Raw genomic sequence first — 22,035 nt, 5'->3', positions numbered from 1 at the left:
GCTGTGGATAGCCGGAACGCCTGTGGAAAACTCTTCGGCCACCCGCTGAACCTGCTATGTGCGAGGCAGTGACCAGCACCGTCAGACGTCGCCGGATAAGCGACGACCCCCGCCGGGGGGGAGACGGGGGTCGTCTGGGGTCCGACTCCGGGGGGGTCGAGTCGAACCCACTCAGCGGTCACGGGGGGTGCAACCGCCGAGAGTCTTCCGGTTGGAGCTTGCCCGGACATGAAACTGTGTCGCAAACAAGCATGCCTGAGCAAACCGCCGCACGTCGAGTGGTGTTTACCGCGAGTCGCGACTGTCCGACGGCTGTCGGCACTGGTCGCGGACATCAGGTTACTGATCGCCTGGTCAGGCACGAACGGCACCCGAGGGCCCACGGAGGCACCAGGCGCGCGTCGGGCACCGGGCACGGCGGCTAGACTGCACCGTCGTGGGCCGCAGTGCCGCTTTCTTTGATCTGGACAAGACCGTCATCGCCAAGTCAAGCGCCTTGGCGTTCGGCCGGCCTTTCTACCGTGACGGGCTGATCACCAGGCGAGACGTCGTCAAATCGGCGTATGCCCAACTGATGTTCCGGCTCGGCGGCACCGACGAGCAGACCATGGCCCGCACCCGCGACTACCTCGCCGCGCTGTGCAAGGGCTGGCCGGTCGAGCAGGTCCGGCAGATCGTCGCCGAGACGCTGCACGAACTCATCAACCCGTACGTGTACGCCGAAGCCGCAGCCCTCATCGAAGAACACCAGAACGCCGGCCGGGACGTGGTCCTGGTGTCCGCCTCCGGCGAGGAGATGGTCCGTCCGATCGGGGAACTGCTCGGTGTCACCGACGTGATCGCGACCCGGATGACGGTGGAGAACGGCCGGTACAGCGGACAAATCGAATTCTATGCAGCTGGTCCAGCCAAGGTCACCGGCGTCGCTGAGCTTGCTGAGCAGCGCGGATACGACCTCGCCGAGTGCTACGCCTATTCCGATTCCTACACCGACGTACCGATGCTCGAATGCGTCGGGCACCCCAGCGCGGTCAATCCCGACCGGCAGTTGCGCAAGCTCGCCATCGAGCAGGAGTGGCCGATCCTGGCCTTCCGCCATCCGATTCCGTTGGGTCGACGCCTGCGGGAACGCCCCGCGGTGCCGGTCGCAGCGGCTGCGTTGAGCGTGGGTGTCGGAGTAGCCATCGGGATCGCCTGGTACGGCCGCCACCGTCGCAGCCGTGCCAGTTCAGCCCGAACCCGGGCCAGCTCCACCTGAGCCAGACCGGCCCGAGTCGCCTCCACCCGAGTCACCTCCACCCGAGTCAGGTCGGCCCGCGTCGGTGTCGAGGACCTCGTCGGCAATCGCGTGCAGCCGTCGCGCGCCCGTCTCGACGGCGACGAAGTAGTGCCGCAGCCAGGATCGGACGCCGTCGACAGTGCCGGTGGCGTAGGCGCCGGCGGCACCGACGTACTCGGGGTCGCGATCTCGGTGGACGATATCGACGGCGAGCAACCCCCGGGGATCCGTGCCGGCCGTGAACAGGGTCAGCCGGGCTGCGGCCCGGGCCACCACCCCGCTGGGGCCGTCGAACGGCCGTACCGCGAGCAACTCGCCGTGCACCACGGCCGCGAGCAGCAGAGCCGGCACCCGGGTGCCACCGGTGAGCATCGCCGACAACCCGTCGAGGCGCGCCGCGACGTCCGGTCCACCGGCCGGCCGGCCGAGCTGGTCGGCCGGCACCACGTCCCGGGCGGCCAGCACGTGCAGCCGGGCGAGCACCTGCCGGGGAACGCGGCACCACCGGTCAGCCAGCGTGGGCACGGCCTCGGCCACCCGGAGCGCGCCCTGCAGCACTGGATCCGTCACGGTTCCCGCCCGGACATCGTTCAGTGCGTACTCGTGTCCGTCCAGCGCGGCGCTGGCCACCGCAGAACGCAGGCTGACCTCCGCGGCCACCTGGCCACCGTGCCGGCGCAGCGCCCGATGCCGAAGCGCCTGGTCGACCCGCTCCCGGGCGTGGTCAAGGGCCGGTCGTACGTCGGCCAGCTCGAGCAGCGGGGCGAGCGGGTCAGCCCTCGTCGGATCTGCCGGGCTCGGGTCCGTCTTGGTCACGCCGCCACGCTACGCCGCAGGGTAGCGGTGATGTCGGGACCGGCCAGCGCGTATCGGTGTCCGCTCGGCGCGCGAGAGGCACCCCGGAGTATGACAACTCTCGTGCCAACCGGATGACGACATTAACCTCGGAGCAAGTCAAGCGACGTGTGAGGAGCCCCACGCATGAGCGAAACGCTGGAGAACCTGCTTCAGGAGAACCGCCGGTTCGAGCCACCGGCCGAGCTGGCCGGGGCGGCGAACATCACTGCGGCCGCCTATGACGAGGCAGCGGCGGACCGGCTCGCCTTCTGGGCGGACCAGGCCCGACGCCTGCACTGGGCCAAGGAGTGGGACCAGGTGCTGGACTGGTCCAACCCGCCGTTCGCCAAATGGTTCGTCGGCGGCCAGCTCAATGTCGCGTACAACTGTCTGGACCGCCACATCGCGGCCGGCGTCGGCGACCGGGTGGCCATCCATTGGGAAGGCGAGCCGGGTGACACCCGCACCATCACCTACGCCGAGCTGCACAAGCTCACCTGTCAGGCGGCGAACGCCCTCGTCGAACTCGGGGTCACCGCCGGTGATCGGGTCGCGATCTACCTGCCGATGATCCCCGAGGCCGCGGTGGCCATGCTGGCGTGCGCCCGGATCGGCGCCACGCACAGCGTGGTGTTCGGTGGCTTTTCGGTCGACGCGCTGGCCGGCCGGGTACAGGACGCCGACGCGAAACTGATCATCACCGCGGACGGCGGGTTCCGGCGCGGCAAGCCGTCGGCGCTCAAGCCGACCGTCGACGAGGCGGTCACGCAGTGCCCCTCGGTCGAGCACGTGCTGGTCGTCCGCCGTACCGGCGAGGACGTGAGCTGGTCGGACAAGGACCACTGGTGGCACGAGACGGTGGAGAGGGCCGGTACGGAGCACGAGGCTGAGCCGTTCGACGCCGAACAGCCGCTGTTCATCCTCTACACCAGCGGCACCACGGCCAAGCCGAAGGGCATTCTGCACACCAGCGGTGGGTACCTGACCCAGGCGGCGTTCACCCACTACGCCGTGTTCGACCTGAAGCCGGAAACCGACGTCTACTGGTGCACCGCCGACATCGGCTGGGTGACCGGGCACTCCTACATCGTGTACGGCCCGCTCGCCAACGGCGCGACCCAACTGATGTACGAAGGCACGCCGGACACCCCGCACAAGGGGCGGTTCTGGGAGCTGGTGCAGAAGTACCAGGTGAGCATCCTCTACACCGCGCCGACCCTGATCCGCACGATGATGAAGTGGGGCGAGGACATCCCCGCCGGGTACGACCTGAGCTCGTTGCGCCTGCTCGGCAGTGTCGGCGAGCCGATCAACCCCGAGGCCTGGATGTGGTACCGGGAGCACATCGGCCACGACAACTGCCCGATCGTCGACACCTGGTGGCAGACGGAGACCGGGGCGATCATGATCTCGCCGCTGCCCGGGGTGACGGCGACCAAGCCGGGCAGCGCGATGACCCCGCTACCGGGCATCGCCGCCGACGTGGTGGACGACCAGGGTGTGTCGGTGCCTGACGGCGGCGGCGGTTACCTGGTGTTGCGGGAGCCGTGGCCGTCGATGCTGCGCACCATCTGGGGCGACGACCAGCGTTTCCTGGACACGTACTGGTCCCGGTTCGACCAGATGTACTTCGCCGGTGACGGTGCCAAGAAGGACTCGGACGGGCACGTCTGGCTGCTGGGCAGGGTGGATGACGTCATGCTGGTCTCCGGGCACAACATCTCGACGACCGAGGTGGAGTCCGCGCTGGTGTCGCATCCGGCGGTGGCCGAGGCGGCGGTGGTCGGTGCCGCCGATCCCACCACCGGCCAGGCGATCGTCGCCTTCACCATTCCGCGGGGCAGCGCGGACACCACCGGCGACGCCGGGGCCGCGCTCATCAAGGAACTGCGCGACCATGTGGCCCGTACCCTCGGGCCGATCGCCAAGCCGCGGCAGATCATGCTGGTGCCGGAGCTGCCGAAGACCCGATCCGGCAAGATCATGCGGCGGCTGCTGCGGGACGTCGCCGAGAACCGTTCTCTCGGCGACGTGACGACGTTGCAGGATTCCACCGTGATGGAGCTGATTTCGACCGGCATGCAGAGCAGCAAGTCCAGCGAGGACTGATCGGCAACCAGTGGCCCCTGTGGCGGGGTCGTCTCGGGCGAGGCGGCTCCGCCACCGGTGTCGTCGGACGCTGTCGGACCGAGATACGCCCGGCGCTGAGCGACGCGCGACACCACCATCGATGTGACATATCAGGGCGATTCAAACGAGTTCATGCAACAAATCGACGCATCGACCTTCACAGCTGTTCCTTTCGGTGACTAGTTTCACTGTGGCCCCAAAACAGGAGGCTGAGTCATCCGGAGCTCCCTGCCCCGCTCACCCAAGTGGCGGCACGGAGTCCCCCGAACCGGAGGTAACCAGGTGCGCAAAGTCATGGTGGGTATGCTCACCGTGTCGCTCGCCTCGGGCATGGGTCTTGCCCTTCCCGTGACGGCGATGGCAGCACCGCCGATGGAAACACCGGCGGCAGCTCTTTCATCCGATCCGGCACCGGTCGTCGACGACCTGCCGAACCCGCTCGGCGACAAGCGCCGTGAGCTGCGCGAGCGGGCGGTCAGCGAGGTGGTCAGTGGACGGCTCACCCCACAGCAGCGCGGTGTCAGCACCGTGGCGAAGGTCGGCGAGACCAGTGGGACCGGTCTGGCCAGCCGCGGCGCGCGGGGCGCGACCAGTAAGGATCAGTACGTCGAGCTGGAGCGGGAGACCACCGACCGGATCTTCGTGATCCTGGCGGAGTTCGGAAACGAACGGCACCCGGCCTACCCCGATGTGGACAGCAACCCGGACTGGGACGGCCCGGCCCGCTTCGACGGCCCGCTGCACAACGAGATTCCCGCACCGGACCGCACGGTCGACAACACCACCATCTGGCGGGCCGACTACACCCCCGCTTACTACCAGCACCTCTACTTCGGTGCGGGCGAGGGCGTCGAGTCGTTCAAAACCTACTACGAGACCCAGTCCTCCGGTCGCTACAGCGTCGAGGGCACCGTCACCGACTGGGTCAAGGTGCGCTACAACGAGGCCCGGTACGGCCGGGACCTGTGCGGTGGCAACGTCTGCAGCAACGTCTGGCAGTTGCTGCGCGACGCCGCCAACCAGTGGGTCGCCGACCAGCAGGCGCTCGGCCGCACCGACGAGGAGATCGTTGAGGAACTGCGCTCGTTCGACAAGTGGGACCGGTACGACCACGACGGCGACGGCGACTTCAACGAGGCGGACGGATACATCGACCACTTTCAGATCGTGCACGCCGGCGGCGACCAGGCCGACCGTGACCCGTGGCAGGGCGAGGACGCCATCTGGAGCCACCGCTGGTACGCCTTTGCCACCGACATCGGGCTGACCGGTCCACCGCAGAACCCGGCCGGCGGCACCCAGATCGGCGACTCCGGGTTGTGGATCGGCGACTACACCATCCAGCCGGAGAACGGTGGGCTGAGCGTCTTCGTCCACGAGTACGGCCACGACCTGGGGCTGCCGGACGACTACGACACCTCCGGCGGCGGAGACAACAACAACGAGCACTGGACGCTGATGGCGCAGAGCCGCCTCGGCGCCGCCACCGACGGCGGCATCGGCGAGCGTCCCGGTGACTTCGGCGCCTGGAACAAGCTGCAGCTCGGCTGGCTGGACTACGAGGTGGTGGTGGCCGGTCAGAAGCGCACTCTGCACCTGGGGCCGCAGGAGTACAACACCGCGCGGGCGCAGGCGGTGGTCGTGGTGCTGCCGAAGAAGGAGGTCACCACCGAGCTGGGCGATCCGTACGCGGGCGAGTTCCAGTACTTCTCGGGCAACGAAGACGACATGAGCAACACGATGACCCGCGAGTTCGACCTCACCGGGGCCTCGACCGCAGCGCTGTCGATGAAGGCGCGCTACGACATCGAGGACGACTACGACTACCTGTACTTCCAGGCGTCGGTCGACGGTGGGTCGAGCTGGACCTCCCTCGAAGGCACCGTCAACGGCGTCCCGTACGGCACCGACGGCAGCGGGACTCCGGCGATCGACAGCTCGACCGGTGGCCAGTGGGTCGACATCAACGTGCCGCTGGACGCGTACGCCGGCGACGCCGTGCTGTTCCGGCTGCTGTACCGCACCGACGGCGCGGTGGCGTACGGCGGCTTCTTCGGTGACGAGATGACCGTCACCGCCGACGGCGCGCCGATCTTCACCGATGGCGCCGAGGGCGACGGCGACTGGGACCTCGACGGCTGGACCGCGGTCGGGGCCAGCGTGACCGCCGACTACGACAACTACTACATCGCCGGCCACCGCTCGTACGTCTCCTACGACCGGTACCTGGAAACCGGGCCGTACTACTTCGGGTACGCCGACACCAAGCCGGACTGGGTGGACCACTACGCCTACCAGGAAGGCCTGCTGATCTCCTACTGGGACACCTCGCAGGTGGACAACAACACCAACGTGCACCCGGGTGAGGGCCGCAACCTCTACATCGACTCGCGGCCACAGCCGATGTACAACCTGACCGGCGCGCCGTGGCGGGCCCGGGTGCAGGTGTACGACGCACCGTTCAGCCTGGACAAGGCCGACGGGTTCACCCTGCACATCAACGGCCAGCCGCAGTGGGTACGCGGCCAGCCGGCCCAACCGCTGTTCAACGACACCAAGAAGTACTTCTACGAGGAACTGCCCAACCACGGGGTCAAGCTCCCCGCGGTCGGGGTGAAGATCCGTGTGGTGTCGGTCGACGGCACCACGATGAAGATCCGGATCTCCTGATCCGCGACTGACCGGTCCCGTCCGGCCGGCCGGAACCTCGGCCGGCCGGACGGCGTCCGATCACCATGGCCACCGCCGACCTGATCCGCCGATCAGCCAACTGCGGCTCGTCACCGGGCTGGCTGCTGGCCGCCGTGACGGTGCTCATCGCAGCCACCGGCTGCGGCTCGGGAGGTCCCGTGCAGCAGCCGGAGCAGTCGCCGCCGACGTCACCTACGCCGTCGAGCCCACCGCCGACGTCACCTACGCCGTCGAGCCCACCGCCGATGTCAAGCACGGACCTGCCGTTGTTGCCCCGGCCGAGCACGCCGCCGAAGACCCCGTCGGACCTGATCACCGGCGACTGGTTGGTCGGCACGGTGACCCGTGGTGGGACCGGACCCTGCTACGGACTGATCACCGATGACGGCGTCGAACACGCGCTCCACTCCACCGACGGGACCGAATTGACCCGGCACACCCGGATCCGGGTCAAGGTGGCGCCGTTGCGCATCCGCATCCACTGCGGCCCGGGGGCCCACTGGCAGATGCTGCGGGCCGAGCTCATCCGCTGAGGTCGGCCAGTTTCAGCCACGAATAGTCGTGCCGGCAGGGCGGACCCGTGGCCAGGCCGAACCGGAGTTCGTCGAGGTCGAACAGCACCGAGTAGACCGTCTCGCCCCGGTCCGTCGGCGCGTCGCGTTCGTCGAAGTGGCGGCAGATCGCCAGCGGCAGGCCCAGGTGGTCGTGGAAGACGCCGGCCAGCGCGGCCAGATCCAGCGGTTCACCCGTCGGCCGCCCGGTGAGCAGCCGCCGGGCCCGGGCCGCGCGAAACAGCGACGACCCGCCGAAATTCTTCATCGAATCCCGTACGGGCAGATTGGTTTCCAGGTGGTTGGCATGGGTCAGCACACCGTTGTCCGGGTGCAGCCAACCGATGTCGCCCGGCACCACCTCCAGATCGAGCAGCTCGCCGCCGTCCGGCCCGGCCTGGCCGAGCAGCAGGTTGATCGAGGCGTTGCGCGGGGTCCGACAGGCTATCCGGGTGGCCTGCCCGAGGCTGTCGGCTTCCAGCACGGCGCGTAGCAGCACGTGGTACGGGACCCCGGGCGGCCGACCGCCGGCCAGCCCGTCCCGGTCGCAGCCGAGCATGTTGAGGCAGACGCCGAGTCCGGCGGAGTTCAATCCGGTCTTTGCCAACATGCCGGCTTCGGCGAGAGTGAGCACCGCCTTGCCGTGCTCGTCGACGCTGTGCAGCAGCAGCATCGTGTCCCGCTGGTCGGGATGCCAGTCCCAGTTCTGCCCGAGCAGCAGATGGCCGTCGCCGGTGTGGGTGCCGAGGACACCAGCGGCCGTACAGCCGCCGTCCGCCCCGTCCACGGTGGCGCCGCGCACGTCGTTCACGACCGTGGTGCCGTCCCCGGCGGCCCTCGCGCCGTACAACAGCTCGGTGCGTGCGTTGAGCGCGTAGATTTCCTCGACCGCGATGCCGGCCCCGTCGGACAGGCCGTCGAGCGTCTGCCCGATCCTTGGCAGCGCCGCCCGGGTAGCGGCGCGAAACGCTCCACCGGCCGCCCGTACCGCCGCCGGAGGCAGCCCCGCCTCGTCCCGGAACCGGCGCAGGTAGCGCTCGACGTTGCCGGCGACCAGCGGTGCCACCGCGGCACCGTACGCGGCACCGGACTCGGCGGGCGTGCCGGTCACACTGATCAGCGGTACGGGCAAGGGGCTGGCGGCCCGGGCACCGGTCCCGGAGGTTTCGGCGACCATCGGATCACCGTAGCGCCCGGTGAGCGCGTGCGTTCCACGGCCGGCGTACGGCAGACCCCGAACCACGGCTCCGGTGACATCCCTGAATTTTCCTGATTGTCTACCAGCGCGGACACCGCGGTGCGTACGCGTCCTAGGCTGTCGCCATGGCAGCACGCAGTGGGGCGCCCGACCCGGTCGACGAGTCCTGCGTACTCGTCAAAGGCCCGTGGGAACACCGGTACGTGGGGGCCAACGGCAGCCGGTTCCACGTTGCCGAAGCAGGAGCCGGCCCGTTGGTGCTCTTCCTGCACGGCTTTCCGGAATTCTGGTGGGCGTGGCACGAGATGCTGCCTGCGGTGGCCGACGCGGGCTACCGTGCGGTGGCTGTCGACATGCGCGGTTTCGGGGCCAGTGACAAGCCGCCACGCGGCTACGACGGCTACACGCTTGCTGCGGACGTCACCGGCATGATCCGGGCGCTGGGTGAGCGCTCGGCGACGATCGTCGGTGCCGGGTTCGGCGGCATGATCGGCTGGACGGCGGCGGCGTTCCACCCACGGATGGTGCGCCGGCTCGTCGTCATCGGGGCGGCCCATCCGCTACGCCTTCGTTCGGCTATCTTCACCGATCCGCGCGGACAGTTCACCGCGTCCACCCCGTCGCTGCGGTTCCAGTTGCCCCGCTACGAACACGTTCTGACCCGGCACGACGCGGCGATGATCGGTGGCTTCCTGCGACAGTGGGGCGGACCGGCGTGGACCGACGGACCCCGGTTCGCCGACTACGAACAACGGTGTCGGACCGCCATGCGCATTCCGCAGGCGTCCTTCTGCGCGCTGGAGGGCTATCGATGGGCGTTCCGGTCCCTGTTGCGCCTCCATGGTTACCGCTTCGTCAAGTTGTTGCAGGAACCGTTGGTGACACCGACCCTGCAACTGCACGGCGCGCTGGATCCGGCGGTGTTGCCCCGCACCGCGCAGGGGTCCGGGCGCTACGTCATCGCACCGTACGAGTGGCGTCTGCTGGACGCGGTAGGCCACTTCCCACACGTGGAGTCGCCCGAGGTGGTGCTCGGCGAGGTGCTGCGCTGGGCGAAGGGTTGACGCCAGCGGTCGGTCGGCCAGCCAGCCGGCGTCAGACCCGCTGTTCGCGCAGCTCGGTCACTTCGTTGGCCGGTGCCCAGCCCTGGTACACACCGAAGTCGAATTCCTCCAGCCCGAGCGACTGGGCGACCGGGGCACGCCCACCGGTGTATTCGACCCGCAGCCAGCTGTCGTGTTTGGCGAGCACCACGAAGGGCTGCCCGTGCCAGGTGCAGGTGGTACGTACGTAGGCGAGGTCGTCCACCTCGACCGCGGGAACCAACCGGACGAACCGCCCCGGACGAACCAAGGTGAACCCTTCACCTTCGGTCGGTTGGTAGATCCGCACCTGATCGCCGTCCGGACTGGCGTCGTATTCCTGGCCCCGCCAACGGGCGACGTAGCCGTCGCGCATCAGTCCTCCTCGACGCGTTGCCAGGCCGGTTCGTCGCTGTCCAGCCGAGCGATCAGCGTCTGCTTGCCGTCCGCCGACAGTCGCCACAGCTGTGACCCGTGCGGCAGCCGGACACTGTCCACCTTGAACTCGGCGACCACGTCGCTGCTCTCTCCGGGGGCGAACCCGTTGCCCCGGAAGGGGGGACGTTCGATGACCCAGCCTTCCATCGCGCGCATCGCGGTCTCGTTCTGTCCGCCGTACGGGATGCGGTAGAGGCTCGGCCGGTAGGCCGGCCAGCGCAGCACGTAGATGTCCGTGGCGTCCTGGCCGTACGGGGAGCCGGGATAGCCGAGCCCGAGCGCCGCGTGCAGCTTCGCCGGAGTGTCCAGGTGATCGACCTCGCCGGCCCGGTGCACGAAGCCGGACACCCGGTCGTACCCGCGTTCCAGGTAGTAGTCGATCTGGCTGGACGCGACCGTCTTCTGCATCATCGTTGGTTGGTCCGCCTTGCTTCGCGTGGCCGCCGCAGCCGGCGGTGGTGCGCTCCCCTCGCTCGGCTTGGCGTCCACCGGGTCGAGGTCGGCTTCCTCACCGAGTCCGACCTCCGCCGCCCAACTGGCCAGGCCGACGATTTCGGTGCCCGGCAGCTTGGCCCCGACCGGAGTGCCGGGATTGATCACGAACGACCACTGCGGATCCGGCCATCTACGGATGAGCTGGACAAACTTGACTTCCACCGTGTCGACCGGATCGTCGAAGTGGTCCGCGATGCGGGCCGACGAGGTGAAGACGAGGACGAAGGTCTCGCCGTCAAGGGTTTCCGTCCGCCACGTGAACCCCTCGTCGCCCGGCTTGGCACCGGCGGATGAGTCCGCTGCCACCGGCAGCAATACCTTGGCGAGCAGCAAGGTGGACAGGAAGGAGTTGCTTCCCCCACCGCCCGCGGCGGCCATCAGGTCCCGTTCGACATCATTGACCGGCTCAAACACCGCATCGTCGGCCGAATCGAACACCGGACCGGTGGGCTCCGCTGAACCGGTTGGCGCCGCGCCGGTGGGCTGCTGCGGCCCTGGGTCCTCGGTCCCGGTGGACTCCGGCGCAGTCGGCGTGAACATACCCGGTTCGGGTCCGGTGCCCGCCGGATCGCCCGACACGGGCGTCGTGGCCGCACGCGTCGTGACGGCTTCTGTCGTCGCAGCGCCCGGCAGGGCAGCGCCCGGCATGGCAGCGCCCGGCATGGCAGCGCCCGGCATGGCAGCGCCCGGCATGGCAGCGACGGCTGCCGGTCGAGCGGCCTCGGCCGGGGCGGGTTCGCCCACCGGCGCCGACTCACCTGCCGGGCTACCGGGAACCCGGCGGGGCAGCCCGCTCGGCGACAGTCCGCCGACCGTACTCGCCCTGGACTGCACCGCGCCGTACGGCGGCAGCGACGCCTCGGCGGGCGCTGTAGTCGCGGTCGGCGCCACAGTCGACTCCGGTCGGTCACGGTGCGGCCAGGCATCCTGTGGCGCCGGGGTCGACGGCGGGGGCGTCGGAGGTGGCGGGGGCGGCGGGCTCACCGGTGCGGGACCCGCCGGCACGGTGCCAACCGGGTCGTTGGCGGAATAGCCGGATGACCCGGGCACGACAGCGGTGGCCCGCGCTCGCGCCTGGTTACCGCGACCCGGCAGCCGGGCGTCGCCACGGGCCAACTGCGTGACGAACCAGGCGGGCAGCCATCCCTCGATGGGCAGGCCCGGATTGACGGCCAACCACCATTCGAGGTTGGGCCAGGTCGCCGCCAGCTCGACGAAGTTCACTCGACGGGCCGAGCTGCCACTGTCTCCGAGACAGGCACGCAAGGTGACCGGTGAGGTGAACGCCAGTACGTGGGTCCGGCCGTTGGTCGTCCAGGTACCCCAGCCGAGTGGTGCCTGGCCCGCGAGTGCCTCCGGGGACACCGGAAGCAACAGTTCGGTGCCGGCAAGGATCTGAAAATACAGCTCCTGGTCCTGTCTGAGCAGGGCGTCACGCATCGCGGCCTCGATCTCGGTGGCCGGTTCCCAATCGGTCACGGCCGCCTCCCTTCCACCGGACAGGCCACACGCGTCGCGTACAACCTACAAGGTGGTGGCATGATCACAACGTCCGGCAGGGACACGTTCTCGATCACCGAACCAGTCGATGACAACGAGTATTCAGACAATCACCACTTGATGCCGACCGGGACCGATCTACTGGAACAAACTGGCGTTGTGCCGTTCGGTACTCAGGTAGTCGGTGGCCGACTCGTCGACCGCGACCTTGATCTCGCGCAACATCGACTGCAGCTCGCGGGAGGCGTTGCGCCACCGCCCCTGCCGGTCCTCGTACGCCTGCCGGGCCTCGCCCTCCCAGGTCGCGACCAGTGGAGCAGCGTCACGTTCAAGTTGATCGAGCTGAGTCTGCAAGGTACGCAACGCCTGCTCGATGTCTGCGCTGGCTCGTTGCAGCACCTGAAAATCAACTACCAGCACGCCATCGCCCAGTGAGTCGTTCATCGATCAGCCCTCCTGTATCCGGTCGACCCGTACCCCGACATTTGGCTCGTCGAACTTCACAACGGCAACTCGATGCGCCGCCCCGCGCCGAGGATCCGATCGGCAGCCGCGACGTCCGCGGCGCGGTACTGTCCGCCGGCGGTGCGGATCGCGGTAGCGGTTTCGGCAAGTGCCCGGTGCAACGCCGCCTGATCCTGCGCCCACGCCGTCTTCACCTGCTCGAAGGAGCGACCACCAGCACCCCGCCAGGAACTCTGCAGAATCTCCAGGCGCTGCAGCAGACCACGCAACATCGCCTGCAACTCCTCGTCGACCTGGTCGAATCGGCTGGCGGTCTGGTCCAGCACGACCCCCTCGGCATGCATCTGCGACACCCGTTCCACCCTCTCTGTTGCGCTGTCTCCGCGTCGCCATCGACAGGCTCCGCGTCGAAATCGACAGATCGGTGAGCAGGTCACCCGGCGACACCGACCAGTGAACGTCGTTTCGCTGACCGTAGCGAGACGGTCCGCCGCACGCAGCCCCGATCTGTCTGCTGTGGATAACGGCTCAATTGCGATCGGGCGGCCGTCGACCGACCACCGGTGCCGAGCGACCGGCCGTGCCGAGCAGCTACCCGGCGAGGCCGACGGACCGCCGGTCCAGCGCCGGGCCCGGTGGGATCAACTCCACCAGCTCGACCGGCAACCGCACCGGTACGGCGGTGGCGTACCCGAAGATCGTCAACCCCGACGGATCGGGCACGGCATAGCGGCGTCCGGCATCGGTGACCAGGGTGACCGGCCCGGCGTCACCGGTGTCGCCGACGGGCTGCACCAGAACTCCGCTGCCGGGCGGTAACTGGACGTGACCGGCACCGCCGGTCCCCGGCCCGGGCGGTCGTGGTGCCGGTGGTGTGGTCGGCCGCAGGGCCGCCGGCAGGGCGACGTCGATCAGAATCCGTGCCCGGACGTCTGCGGCGGCAACCCGCACACAGAACGTCCCGTTCACCCACTGTCGCAGCTCGGGGGTGTGCTCGGGCGGTGCCAGTGGCCCGTCGGGGATCAGATCCGCAAGCCGCGGCAATGCGCGGAACCTGCCCTGGGACAGATTGGTGGGGGCGTCCTGGTCGAACGCGGTCAGCAGCAGGTCGGCCTGAACCTGGCTGATCACCGCCAAGCCGTCCCGCAACGCCACCGCGTACTGGCGCCGGCCGCCCTGGGTGACCACCACCATCACCTCGCCGATCGTCGCCCGAGGTACGGCGGATGAGCGGCTGCCGTGGCCCGGCACCGCAGGCCGGGCCAGATCGACGCCGGCCGGCAGCGTCCGCAGGATCTCATCCGCCACCGACACCGGCCGCTGGTGCGTCCAGCCGAGAGCGCTGAGCACGAGGTCCGGTTCCCGGATCACGTGCCGGTGGCCCTGCCAGATCACCTGCAGGCTACCGTCGGTAGACCTGGCCAGGAGTGCCTCGGAGCCCAGTGCCGACCCACCGGGCGGCTGGCCGCCTATCAGCACCGCAGCACTCGGCACCGCAGCACTCGGCACCGTCGTGGGGGAGCTGTCGCTCGGCACCGCGGTGGGAGAACTGTCGGTCGAACAGGCCGTCCATGGTGTCGCCATGAGATCGGCGGCCGGTGGCATCGAGTCGGGAGCGTCGGGGATGCCCAACGGGACACCCCGCTCGACATGACGAAGCGCGGCTCTGCGCACCAGCACGGTACGCGGCTGCGCGACACCGACGATCAGCACCGCTGAGCTGTAGTTGAGTACCGGATGCAGTGTTCCGTCCCGATAGACGTACCGGGCACCGGTCTCGCGTTCGACGATGACCGCGCCTTGGTCACGCCAATCTGTCCGTGCCGACCCGACGACCGCGCCGTAGGCAGCGGCGCCGCCGACCAGGATGGCGGCGATCAACAGCCCGGCCAGGACAGCGCCGGCGGATCTGGCGGGCGGTGCCTGCGGTGGATCCGGATCGCGCGCGACAAGCGCACCGACCACCCGCCGGACGGCGTACTGGTGCGATGACAACTGGTCCTGCCTGGACGGCATCGAGGCGTCCCCTTGGCACCCGGGCCGGCGGACACGCCAGCGACTGTAGGTGATCGGACATCAACGTCGAGAGATCGTACAAGCCGTCCACGATGCCCTGGACCACGGCCCGGTCGGTCGGCCGTAGCGTCGGCGTGCCGATCCCGTGCGACACGCTGAGGGACGCGGGCAGGGCCCGACGGACGCGAGCATGGCAAGATCCCCGGATGGGTTTCGTCAAAAGCCTTCTCGTACGGCTCGGCAGCACCGCGCTGGCGTTCTGGCTCGCCACCCTCATCATCCCCGGAATCCACCTGGAAACCGATGCCATCGGCGAGGCCATCGTCACGCTGCTGTTCGTCGCGGTCATCTTCGGTGTGGTCAATGCCCTGCTTCAGCCCATCATCAAGACCGTCGGCTGCGGCCTCTACGTGCTCACCCTCGGGTTGATCGCCCTGGTCGTCAACGGCCTGCTCTTCCTGCTGACCGGGTTCATCGCCGAACAACTCGACCTGCCGTTCCAGGTCGACGGATTCTGGCCGGCCGCTGTACTCGGTGCGCTGCTGGTCGGTGTCGTCACCTGGCTGCTGGGCCTGGCTCTCGACCGCGACTAGGACCCGGCCTACCTCGGTCTATCGTCGTCGCCATGTTGCGTGAGCGCACCGACGGCTACCAGGTCTGCGACGATCCGACGCGGGTCGACCTCGACCGGGTGCACACCTGGCTTTCCACCGACGCGTACTGGGCGCTGGGCCGGTCCCGGCAGGTGGTGGCGACCGCACTGGCCAACTCGTCGGTGTTCGGGGTCTACCAGGGCACGGACGGCCCGCAGGTGGGCTTCGCCCGAGTAGTGACTGATCTGTCGACCTTTGGCTGGCTCTGTGATGTCTACATCGACCGGTCGGTGCGCGGACACGGTCTGGGCAGTTGGCTCGTCGGCTGTGTCCGCGACGAGCTGACGCGGCGCGGGATCCGACGGTTGCTGCTGGCGACCGAAGACGCGCACGGCGTCTACGCACGGCTGGGATTCACCCCGCTCGCGGACCCGCAGCGGTGGATGGAACTCGCCCGACCGGCACCGGACCAGCCGCCCGGCTAGCTCAGCCGACCTGGTGGGTCAGAATCGGAGCGCCATCGGCCCGGACCAGTTCGAGTCGCTCCAACTCCTGCTGGTCGAACCGGGTGGCCCCGGTGAAGGTGATCTCGGCGCCGGGGCTGACCGCCCAGGAACCGACCTGCTGTTTGGCCCCCGAGCGGTCATAGGCGACAAGTTCGAAGGTCATCGCGTCGGCGTCCGGATTTGTCGGCTCCCACCAGCAGCGCATGGTCACCTCGGTACCACCGGCACCGGAGCGCAATCCCACCTCGGCGTGGATCGGCAACTGCGAGGCGACCGGCTCCATCGCGGTGAGCTGGGTGCCGGGGTCGACCGACGGTGTACCGCCGGCCCCGAACCAGCCGACCCCGAACCCGACAACCACGGCCAAACCCGCCGCCGCCAGAGCCGCGCCCGCGGTCTGCCAGCGGCGCATCCGCCGGCCCCGCCGGCGGGCCCGGCCGGCGGCGGTGACCAGCGTCGACAGTCGAGATCCCGCCGGAGGCGGATCGCTGATCTGCTCGAAGCCGGCGGGATCCAGTCGGCCGAGCAGCCCGGGCAGCACGGCGATCTCGGCGACCGCCTGTCGGCAACTCGCGCAGCCGCGCAGGTGGTGTTCGTACGCCGCGCGTTCTGACGGTGACAGGGCACCCAGGACGTACGCGCCGTCGTCATGCGCGTAGTCACACCTCACTGGGTCACCCCCATCTCCTCCAGCACCAGTCGCAGTGAACGCAGTGCGTAGTGTGTACGTGACTTTACGGTGCCCGGCGGTACGCCGAGCCGGGCAGCCGCCTCGGACACCGACCGGCCCCGGTAGAAACACTCGATCAGCACCTCGCGGTGGGGCGGCGAGAGCCGGCCGAGCGCTTCGGCGACTGTCCACGCTTCCACCGCACGATCGGCCTCATCGACCGCAGGTGGCGGTTCGGGCAGCTCGTCGGTGACGACCTCCCCGACCCGGACGCTGCGCCGTCGCCAGGCGTCGATCGCGAGGTTCCGGGCCGTGGTGAACAGCCAGGCCCGCACGGAGCCCCGCTCCGGGTCCAGCGACTCGGGATGTCGCCAGGCCCGCAGCAGCGTCTCCTGGACCAGGTCCTCGGCCCGCTGGCGGTCCCCACCAGCCAGCCGCAGGGCATGGGCGAAGAGCGCGTCGCCGTGCTCTTCGTGCAACGCGCGCATCAGTTGTGAATCCTGGTCGGTCAAGAGGCGCCCTTCCCTTCCGCCTGTTGACACGTAGCCGGACCGCCAGCGGTTCAAGGCCGCGGAAAAGCGGCATCGCTGGCCGGGGCATCGCTGGCCGGGGCCGCCGGCCGGCGGTCAGCAGCCAGCCGCCGTCGGGTCAGCCGCCGTCGGGTCAGTGGCAGTCGGTCAGCCGCCCGGATAGTCGCCGGCCATCGCTTCGGCGATCGCGCGGGCAGCGGCCAGCAGTTTCGCCCGGACCACCCGGGCCGAGGTCATCATCTCGGCCGCCGGCAGTGCGCAGGCGACCGCCACCCGGCGCTCCATGTCCTTGTCCATGTTGACCATCACGGCGGCGCAGGCGATGCCCTGCCGATACTGGCCGATTTCCAGGTGCATGCCGCGCCGGTCGCCGACGGCGATGTCGGCCTCGAAGCCTTCGATCGTGGTGATCGTCGCCGACGTGAACGGCCGCATACCGAACTCCTTGAGGTAGCGGAACCGTTGATCGGGAGTCAGCGTGGCGAGCAGCGCTTTGCCGAGCGCGGTGGCGTGCGCCCCTTCGTCGAAGCCGGGGACCAGGTCCTCCAGGTACGGCGAGCGCGGTCCGTCAACCGATGCGGTGACCGCCACCTGCGATCCGACGAACCTGCCGAGGAAGTGGCTGTAACCGGTCTCCGTCGCCGCCCGCCGCAGCGCCTCGCCGACCGCCGGTGGGCCACGGAAGGCGGCGACCAGCTCGCGGTAACGGTCGGCCACCTCGAGCCCGACGATGTACGTACCGTCCTCGCGGCGGATGACATAACCCTCGTACGCGAGGGTGCGGACCAGGTGATAGGTGGTTGCCACGGTCAGTTCGCAGCGACGGGCGATCTGTTTGACGGTCAGGCCGCGCGGGGCACGTCCGACCGCTTCGAGCACCCGCAGTGCCCGTGAAACGCTCCGGATGAGATCCGAAGGTTCCGCCAAGGGGTCGCGCACAACCACCTCCGCTGCCGGGGACTTACACCATATGAAAAGAGAGCCGCCGGTGGAATGCCCTTTCGAATCGAGGGCACCAGATGGCGACTATCGGTGTGGCGCCCGACACGTACGGTTCATGCTATTGGCTGGCGTAAGGTCATCGCAAATGGCAGAGCCGGTTGTCGTCCCCACACCCCTCACGGACGCCGAGAAACGCGCCGACGCCGGCGTGCGGCAAGCCGGCGAACGTGGCGGGCCGCAATCGGAAGCGACGGGCCGACGAGCCGCTATCGGCGCGGTCGGGACCACCGTGGCCTGCGTCCTTCCGGTGTTCCTGGTCGGCGGGCTCGCTGTGCAGATCGGCGCCGACCTGACCTTCAGCCCGGCCGGGCTCGGCCTGGCGGTCTCGGTGTACTTCGGGGTCAGTGCGCTGTCATCGGTGCCGGCCGGGGCCGCCGTCGAACGTTGGGGTCCGGTCGTGACCGGACGCGTCGCGATCCTGCTCGCCGTCGCGTCGCTGCTGACGATCGCCGCCCTGGCCCGCTCGTACGCCGTGCTGGTGCTGCTGCTCGGCGTCAGCGCCACCGCCAACGCGCTGGGCCAGCTGGCCAGCAACGCCGTGCTGGCCCGCCAGGTCCCGACCGGCCGGCAAGGGGTGTGGTTCGGTGCGAAGCAGTCGGCGATTCCCGCCGCGACGCTGCTCGCCGGGGCGGCGGTTCCAGTGATTGCGCTCACAGTTGGCTGGCGCTGGGCTTTCGTCGCCGCTGCCGTGGTCGGCCTGGCGACGCTCCCGCTGGTACCCGGCGACACCGCCGGGCCGGTCACCAACCGCCCTCGCCGCGACACCCGGCAGATGACCGGCGCGCTGGTCGTGGTCGGTCTGGGTGCCACCCTGGCCGCGGCCGCCGCCAACGCGCTCGGCACCTTCCTGGTCGACTCCGCGGTGGCCGGCGGCGCCGGTCCCGGCACGGCCGGCATGATCCTGACGTTCGGTGGCGCGGTGTGTGTGGCCGCCCGAATCGGGCTCGGCTGGGCCGCCGACCGCCGGGCCGGCGCACAGCTGACCACCATCGCCGGGATGCTCGTCGTCGGCGCCGCCGGGCTTGTCCTGCTCGCCGTGACCGGGCCTGCGCCGCTGCTGATCGGGGTGACCCTCGGGTTCGGTCTGGGCTGGGCCTGGCCCGGGCTGATGAACTTCGCGGTGGTCCGGATGTATCCGGCCAACCCGGCCGCCGCCACGTCGATCACCCAGACCGGTGTGTACGCGGGCGGCTGCTTCGGTCCGCTCGGGCTGGGCGCGCTCGCGGCCGGTGCCGGCTACCAGGTGATGTGGCTGGTGGCCGGGGTGGCGATGCTGATGTCGGCAGCACTGATGCTGGCCGGTGGGCGGATGTTCGGCAACCGGTCGTCACCCGTCGAGACACCCGCCAGCTCGCCGGCTGGTGCCGGGGGTGGATTCTCCGGCTGACGAGCTGGTTGGTCCCGATCGAGCCGGTTGGTCCCGATCGAGCTAGTTGGTCCGGTCGGCGATGAAGTCGCACAGCGCTTCCATGGCCTGACGGGCCGGACTCGACGGCAGCGGGGCCAGCCGCACCCGAGCGTCCTCCGCGTAGCTGCGCACCGTTTCCCGGGCCCGTTTGAGCGCAGGCGACTCCCGCAGCAACCCGAGTGCCTCGCCGTGCAGGTCGTCGTCGGTGACCGGGCCGTCCGCCAGGATCTCGCGCAGCCGCCGGGACGCGGCGTCGCCGTCGTCGGAGTCGAGCGCGTACAGCACCGGCAGGGTCGGTACGCCTTCGCGCAGGTCGGTGCCGGGCGTCTTGCCCGATTGCGTGGACTCCGCCGCGATGTCCAGCAGGTCGTCGGAGAGTTGGAACGCGACTCCGATGATTTCGCCGTACCCGGCGAGCGCCTCGACGTGTTCCCGTGATGCGCCGCCGAACATGCCGCCGAATCGGGCGGAGGTGGCGATCAACGACCCCGTCTTTTCCCCGACCACCTGCAGGTAGTGCCGCACCGGCGGATCGTCGTCACGCGGGCCGACCGTCTCGGCGATCTGCCCGTGCACCAGTCGGGCGAAGGTCCGGGCCTGCAGGCGGACCGCCTCGGTGCCGAGATCCGCGGCGATGTCCGCAGCCCGGGCGAACAAGTAGTCGCCGACCAGGATCGCCACCGAGTTGCTCCACCGCGAGTTGGCGCTCGGCGCACCGCGGCGCACCGGTGCCTCGTCCATCACGTCGTCGTGGTACAGCGTCGCCAGGTGGGTGAGTTCCATCACTACGGCGGCTGGCACCACCAGTGGGGATTCCGGGTCACCGAAGTGCGCACCGAGCGCCACCAGCAACGGCCGGAATCGCTTGCCGCCTGCCTCGACCAGATGCCGGGCGGCTTCGGAGACCAACGGATCGGCGCTGAGCACGTTTTCCCGCAGCTGGGCCTCGACCGCCGACATGATCTGGGTGACGGACGCCTGCAGCTGCGGGTCGACGATGTCGAGCCCGATGGAACTCGTCGCCGGCACGCCGGATGCACCGGAGCTTCCGTCAGCCGTCCTCACCACGCCCCCAACCATGCCACAGCGGTCATCACGACCCAGGCTGGGGGCGGGTCAGGTGGCTCATCGGACGAACTCGGCGGCGTTGGCGGTGAGATCGAGCAGCGCCTGCGGCGCGACGCCGAGCAGCAGGGTGGCGAGCACTCCGATCATCAGCGCCGCCGAGGTCAACGCCCCCGGGATCACCACGGTCGGGGTGTTCTCACCCGGCTCGCTCAGCCACATCATCACCACCACCCGCAGGTAAGGGAAGGCAAGGATCATGCTGGTCACCACGCCGGCGATCACCAGCCAGACCTGGCCGCTGTCGACCGCCGCCCCGAACACCGCGAACTTGCTGCTGAAGCCGCTGGTCAACGGGATACCGGCAAAGGCCAGCAGGATGAACGTGAAGATGCCGGCGAACAGCGGAGAGCGCCGGCCCAGCCCGGCCCAGCGGGACAGATGAGTGGCTTCGCCGTCCTCGTCGCGCACCAGGGTGACCACCCCGAACGCGGCGATCACGATGAAGCCGTACGCCGCCAGGTAGAACATCGTGCTGGACAACCCGCTCGGGGACAGCGCCAACACACCGACCAGCAGGTACCCGGCGTTGGCCACCGACGAGTAGGCCAGCAGCCGCTTGATGTCGGTCTGGGTGACCGCCAGGATCGCCCCGACCAGCATGGTCAACACCGCGACCGTGCCGAGCACCGGGGTGAAGTCCCAGGCCGCGCCGTAGAACCCGACGTGCAGCACGCGCAGCAGCGCGCCGAACGCGGCCACCTTGGTGCAGGCCGCCATGAACCCGGTCACCGGGGTCGGGGCACCCTGGTAGACGTCCGGCGCCCAGACGTGGAACGGCGCGGCGGTCGCCTTGAACAGCAGGCCGACCGCGATCAGCGCGATGCCGGCGAACAGCAGCACCGGGCTGGACTCCGAGGTCTCCACCGCCGCCCGGATGGTGGCGAAGTCGACGCCCGGACCGGTCGGGCTGTCCACGCCCGAGGTGAAGCCGTAGGTCAGCGCCAGCCCGAAGAGGAAGAACGCCGAGGAGTAGGCGCCCAGCATGAAGTACTTCAACGCCGCTTCCTGGCTGAGCAGCCGCCGACGTCGGGCGAGCGCGCAGAGCAGGTACAGCGGCAGCGAGAACGCCTCCAGCGCGATGAACATCGTCAGCAGGTCGTTGGCCGCCACGAACAGCAGCATCCCAGCGAGCGCGAACAGCGCCAGCGGGTAGACCTCGGTGGCTCCGGCCCGGCCCGCCGCCTGCTTGCGGTCCTCGGGCGAGTTGACCACGATCGCCGCCTGGGCGACGAACGGCCCGCCGGTCTCCAGCGACCGTTCGCCGATCAGCAGCATCGCCATCACGCCGAGGACCAGGATCGCTCCCTGCAGGAACAGGGTCGGTCCGTCGACCGCGATCGCCTCGCCGGCGGTCACCATCCGGGTGCTGCCCAGCATGACCACCGCGATCAGCGCGGCCACCATGCTGGCCAGGGCGAGCACCAACTGGACCACGTTGCGTACCGACCGGGGCACGAACGCCTCGACCAGCACGCCGATCATCGCCGCGCCGAACAGGATCAGCATCGGCGCGATC

General features: G+C 69.5%; 19 protein-coding genes and 1 pseudogene. 8 read left to right on the top strand and 12 right to left on the bottom strand.

The annotated features are described in order from the left end of the window. Positions 1–436: 436 nt before the first annotated feature. Positions 437–1,258 (top strand): HAD family hydrolase, encoded by an 822-nt coding sequence (locus tag ACN27F_RS20675; RefSeq protein ID WP_421435861.1) that lies wholly within the window; start codon positions 437–439, stop codon positions 1,256–1,258. A 69-nt stretch (positions 1,259–1,327) separates the two neighbouring features. Here ACN27F_RS20675 and ACN27F_RS20670 read toward each other — a convergent pair. Beyond that, a pseudogene (locus ACN27F_RS20670) lies at positions 1,328–2,095 on the bottom strand (hypothetical protein); the annotation flags it as partial. 165 nt (positions 2,096–2,260) lie between these two features. On the opposite strand from ACN27F_RS20670, the gene acs reads away from it, so the two are divergent. The 3 genes from acs to ACN27F_RS20655 all read left to right on the top strand — a co-directional run bounded on the left by acs (position 2,261) and on the right by ACN27F_RS20655 (position 7,470). Beyond that, positions 2,261–4,225, top strand: coding sequence for an acetate--CoA ligase (gene acs, locus ACN27F_RS20665; protein ID WP_421435859.1), 1,965 nt, complete (start codon positions 2,261–2,263; stop codon positions 4,223–4,225). A gap of 318 nt (positions 4,226–4,543) precedes the next feature. Beyond that, positions 4,544–6,916, top strand: coding sequence for an immune inhibitor A domain-containing protein (locus ACN27F_RS20660; protein WP_421440351.1), 2,373 nt, complete (start codon positions 4,544–4,546; stop codon positions 6,914–6,916). A gap of 266 nt (positions 6,917–7,182) precedes the next feature. Then, a complete protein-coding gene (locus ACN27F_RS20655; RefSeq protein ID WP_421435858.1) occupies positions 7,183–7,470 on the top strand; it encodes a hypothetical protein in 288 nt (95 codons plus the stop codon). Here the strand turns inward: ACN27F_RS20655 and ACN27F_RS20650 are convergent. Continuing rightward, positions 7,460–8,665 carry a C45 family autoproteolytic acyltransferase/hydolase gene (locus ACN27F_RS20650; RefSeq protein WP_421435856.1) on the bottom strand — a complete coding sequence of 402 codons (1,206 nt, stop codon included), beginning with the start codon at positions 8,663–8,665 and terminating at the stop codon, positions 7,460–7,462. The two genes, ACN27F_RS20655 and ACN27F_RS20650, sit on opposite strands and share 11 nt — an antisense overlap. Positions 8,666–8,811: 146 nt before the next feature. On the opposite strand from ACN27F_RS20650, the gene ACN27F_RS20645 reads away from it, so the two are divergent. Continuing rightward, positions 8,812–9,750 carry an alpha/beta fold hydrolase gene (locus ACN27F_RS20645; protein ID WP_421435855.1) on the top strand — a complete coding sequence of 313 codons (939 nt, stop codon included), beginning with the start codon at positions 8,812–8,814 and terminating at the stop codon, positions 9,748–9,750. 31 nt (positions 9,751–9,781) lie between these two features. Here the strand turns inward: ACN27F_RS20645 and ACN27F_RS20640 are convergent, their stop codons facing one another. The 5 genes from ACN27F_RS20640 to eccB all read right to left on the bottom strand — a co-directional run bounded on the left by ACN27F_RS20640 (position 9,782) and on the right by eccB (position 14,682). Beyond that, positions 9,782–10,147 carry a hypothetical protein gene (locus tag ACN27F_RS20640; RefSeq protein WP_421440349.1) on the bottom strand — a complete coding sequence of 122 codons (366 nt, stop codon included), beginning with the start codon at positions 10,145–10,147 and terminating at the stop codon, positions 9,782–9,784. Continuing rightward, a complete protein-coding gene (locus ACN27F_RS20635; protein ID WP_421435852.1) occupies positions 10,144–12,180 on the bottom strand; it encodes an SseB family protein in 2,037 nt (678 codons plus the stop codon). Before ACN27F_RS20635 ends, ACN27F_RS20640 begins: the two co-directional genes overlap by 4 nt. Before the next feature lie 159 nt (positions 12,181–12,339). Continuing rightward, the gene (locus tag ACN27F_RS20630) at positions 12,340–12,633 is read right to left on the bottom strand and encodes a WXG100 family type VII secretion target (protein WP_421440348.1); all 294 of its coding nucleotides are present in this window, start codon (positions 12,631–12,633) and stop codon (positions 12,340–12,342) included. Positions 12,634–12,701: 68 nt separating this feature from the next. Further along, the gene (locus tag ACN27F_RS20625; RefSeq protein ID WP_421435850.1) at positions 12,702–13,019 is read right to left on the bottom strand and encodes a WXG100 family type VII secretion target; all 318 of its coding nucleotides are present in this window, start codon (positions 13,017–13,019) and stop codon (positions 12,702–12,704) included. Between the two features lie 238 nt (positions 13,020–13,257). Beyond that, entirely contained in the window at positions 13,258–14,682 is a 1,425-nt protein-coding gene (eccB, locus tag ACN27F_RS20620) for a type VII secretion protein EccB (RefSeq protein ID WP_421435848.1), read from the bottom strand. A gap of 206 nt (positions 14,683–14,888) precedes the next feature. On the opposite strand from eccB, the gene ACN27F_RS20615 reads away from it, so the two are divergent. Further along, complete coding sequence (locus tag ACN27F_RS20615) at positions 14,889–15,275, top strand: phage holin family protein (RefSeq protein ID WP_421435846.1); 387 nt, start codon at positions 14,889–14,891, stop codon at positions 15,273–15,275. A gap of 32 nt (positions 15,276–15,307) precedes the next feature. Continuing rightward, entirely contained in the window at positions 15,308–15,760 is a 453-nt protein-coding gene (locus ACN27F_RS20610) for a GNAT family N-acetyltransferase (RefSeq protein WP_421435844.1), read from the top strand. Position 15,761: 1 nt separating this feature from the next. Here ACN27F_RS20610 and ACN27F_RS20605 read toward each other — a convergent pair whose 3' ends face one another. The 3 genes from ACN27F_RS20605 to ACN27F_RS20595 all read right to left on the bottom strand — a co-directional run bounded on the left by ACN27F_RS20605 (position 15,762) and on the right by ACN27F_RS20595 (position 17,920). Further along, positions 15,762–16,451 (bottom strand): anti-sigma factor family protein, encoded by a 690-nt coding sequence (locus ACN27F_RS20605; RefSeq protein WP_421435842.1) that lies wholly within the window; start codon positions 16,449–16,451, stop codon positions 15,762–15,764. Beyond that, on the bottom strand, positions 16,448–16,942 hold the full coding sequence (locus ACN27F_RS20600; protein WP_282229466.1) for a sigma-70 family RNA polymerase sigma factor: 495 nt from the start codon (positions 16,940–16,942) through the stop codon (positions 16,448–16,450). The genes ACN27F_RS20605 and ACN27F_RS20600 overlap by 4 nt, the downstream gene beginning before the upstream one ends. 186 nt (positions 16,943–17,128) lie before the next feature. After that, the gene (locus ACN27F_RS20595; protein WP_421435840.1) at positions 17,129–17,920 is read right to left on the bottom strand and encodes an IclR family transcriptional regulator; all 792 of its coding nucleotides are present in this window, start codon (positions 17,918–17,920) and stop codon (positions 17,129–17,131) included. Positions 17,921–18,068: 148 nt separating this feature from the next. Between ACN27F_RS20595 and ACN27F_RS20590 the strand changes: the two genes are divergently transcribed. Beyond that, positions 18,069–19,370, top strand: a complete 1,302-nt coding sequence (locus ACN27F_RS20590; RefSeq protein WP_421435837.1) for an MFS transporter — start codon at positions 18,069–18,071, stop codon at positions 19,368–19,370. Positions 19,371–19,412: 42 nt separating this feature from the next. On the opposite strand, the gene ACN27F_RS20585 is transcribed toward ACN27F_RS20590, so the two are convergent. Then, complete coding sequence (locus ACN27F_RS20585) at positions 19,413–20,471, bottom strand: polyprenyl synthetase family protein (RefSeq protein ID WP_421435835.1); 1,059 nt, start codon at positions 20,469–20,471, stop codon at positions 19,413–19,415. A gap of 45 nt (positions 20,472–20,516) precedes the next feature. Beyond that, positions 20,517–22,025: an NADH-quinone oxidoreductase subunit NuoN gene (nuoN, locus tag ACN27F_RS20580; protein WP_421440346.1), complete on the bottom strand. Its 1,509-nt coding sequence runs from the start codon at positions 22,023–22,025 to the stop codon at positions 20,517–20,519. Between the last annotated feature and the right edge of the window lie 10 nt (positions 22,026–22,035).

Source organism: Solwaraspora sp. WMMB335 (assembly GCF_049179075.1).
Taxonomy (GTDB): Bacteria; Actinomycetota; Actinomycetes; order Mycobacteriales; family Micromonosporaceae; genus Micromonospora_E.
Note: the sequence above shows the minus strand (reverse complement) of the source record. Positions and strands in the feature narration are given on the sequence as shown.

What these genes read in the sequence shown, in the direction of transcription:
- ACN27F_RS20615 (WP_421435846.1), top strand. Translation starts at nt 14,889, where the DNA reads ATGGGTTTCGTCAAAAGCCTTCTCGTACGGCTCGGCAGCACCGCGCTG.
- ACN27F_RS20590 (WP_421435837.1), top strand. Translation starts at nt 18,069, where the DNA reads ATGGCAGAGCCGGTTGTCGTCCCCACACCCCTCACGGACGCCGAGAAA.
- ACN27F_RS20655 (WP_421435858.1), top strand. Translation starts at nt 7,183, where the DNA reads ATGTCAAGCACGGACCTGCCGTTGTTGCCCCGGCCGAGCACGCCGCCG.
- ACN27F_RS20585 (WP_421435835.1), bottom strand. Translation starts at nt 20,471, where the DNA reads ATGGTTGGGGGCGTGGTGAGGACGGCTGACGGAAGCTCCGGTGCATCC.
- eccB (WP_421435848.1), bottom strand. Translation starts at nt 14,682, where the DNA reads ATGCCGTCCAGGCAGGACCAGTTGTCATCGCACCAGTACGCCGTCCGG.
- ACN27F_RS20645 (WP_421435855.1), top strand. Translation starts at nt 8,812, where the DNA reads ATGGCAGCACGCAGTGGGGCGCCCGACCCGGTCGACGAGTCCTGCGTA.
- acs (WP_421435859.1), top strand. Translation starts at nt 2,261, where the DNA reads ATGAGCGAAACGCTGGAGAACCTGCTTCAGGAGAACCGCCGGTTCGAG.
- nuoN (WP_421440346.1), bottom strand. Translation starts at nt 22,025, where the DNA reads ATGCTGATCCTGTTCGGCGCGGCGATGATCGGCGTGCTGGTCGAGGCG.
- ACN27F_RS20650 (WP_421435856.1), bottom strand. Translation starts at nt 8,665, where the DNA reads ATGGTCGCCGAAACCTCCGGGACCGGTGCCCGGGCCGCCAGCCCCTTG.
- ACN27F_RS20610 (WP_421435844.1), top strand. Translation starts at nt 15,308, where the DNA reads ATGTTGCGTGAGCGCACCGACGGCTACCAGGTCTGCGACGATCCGACG.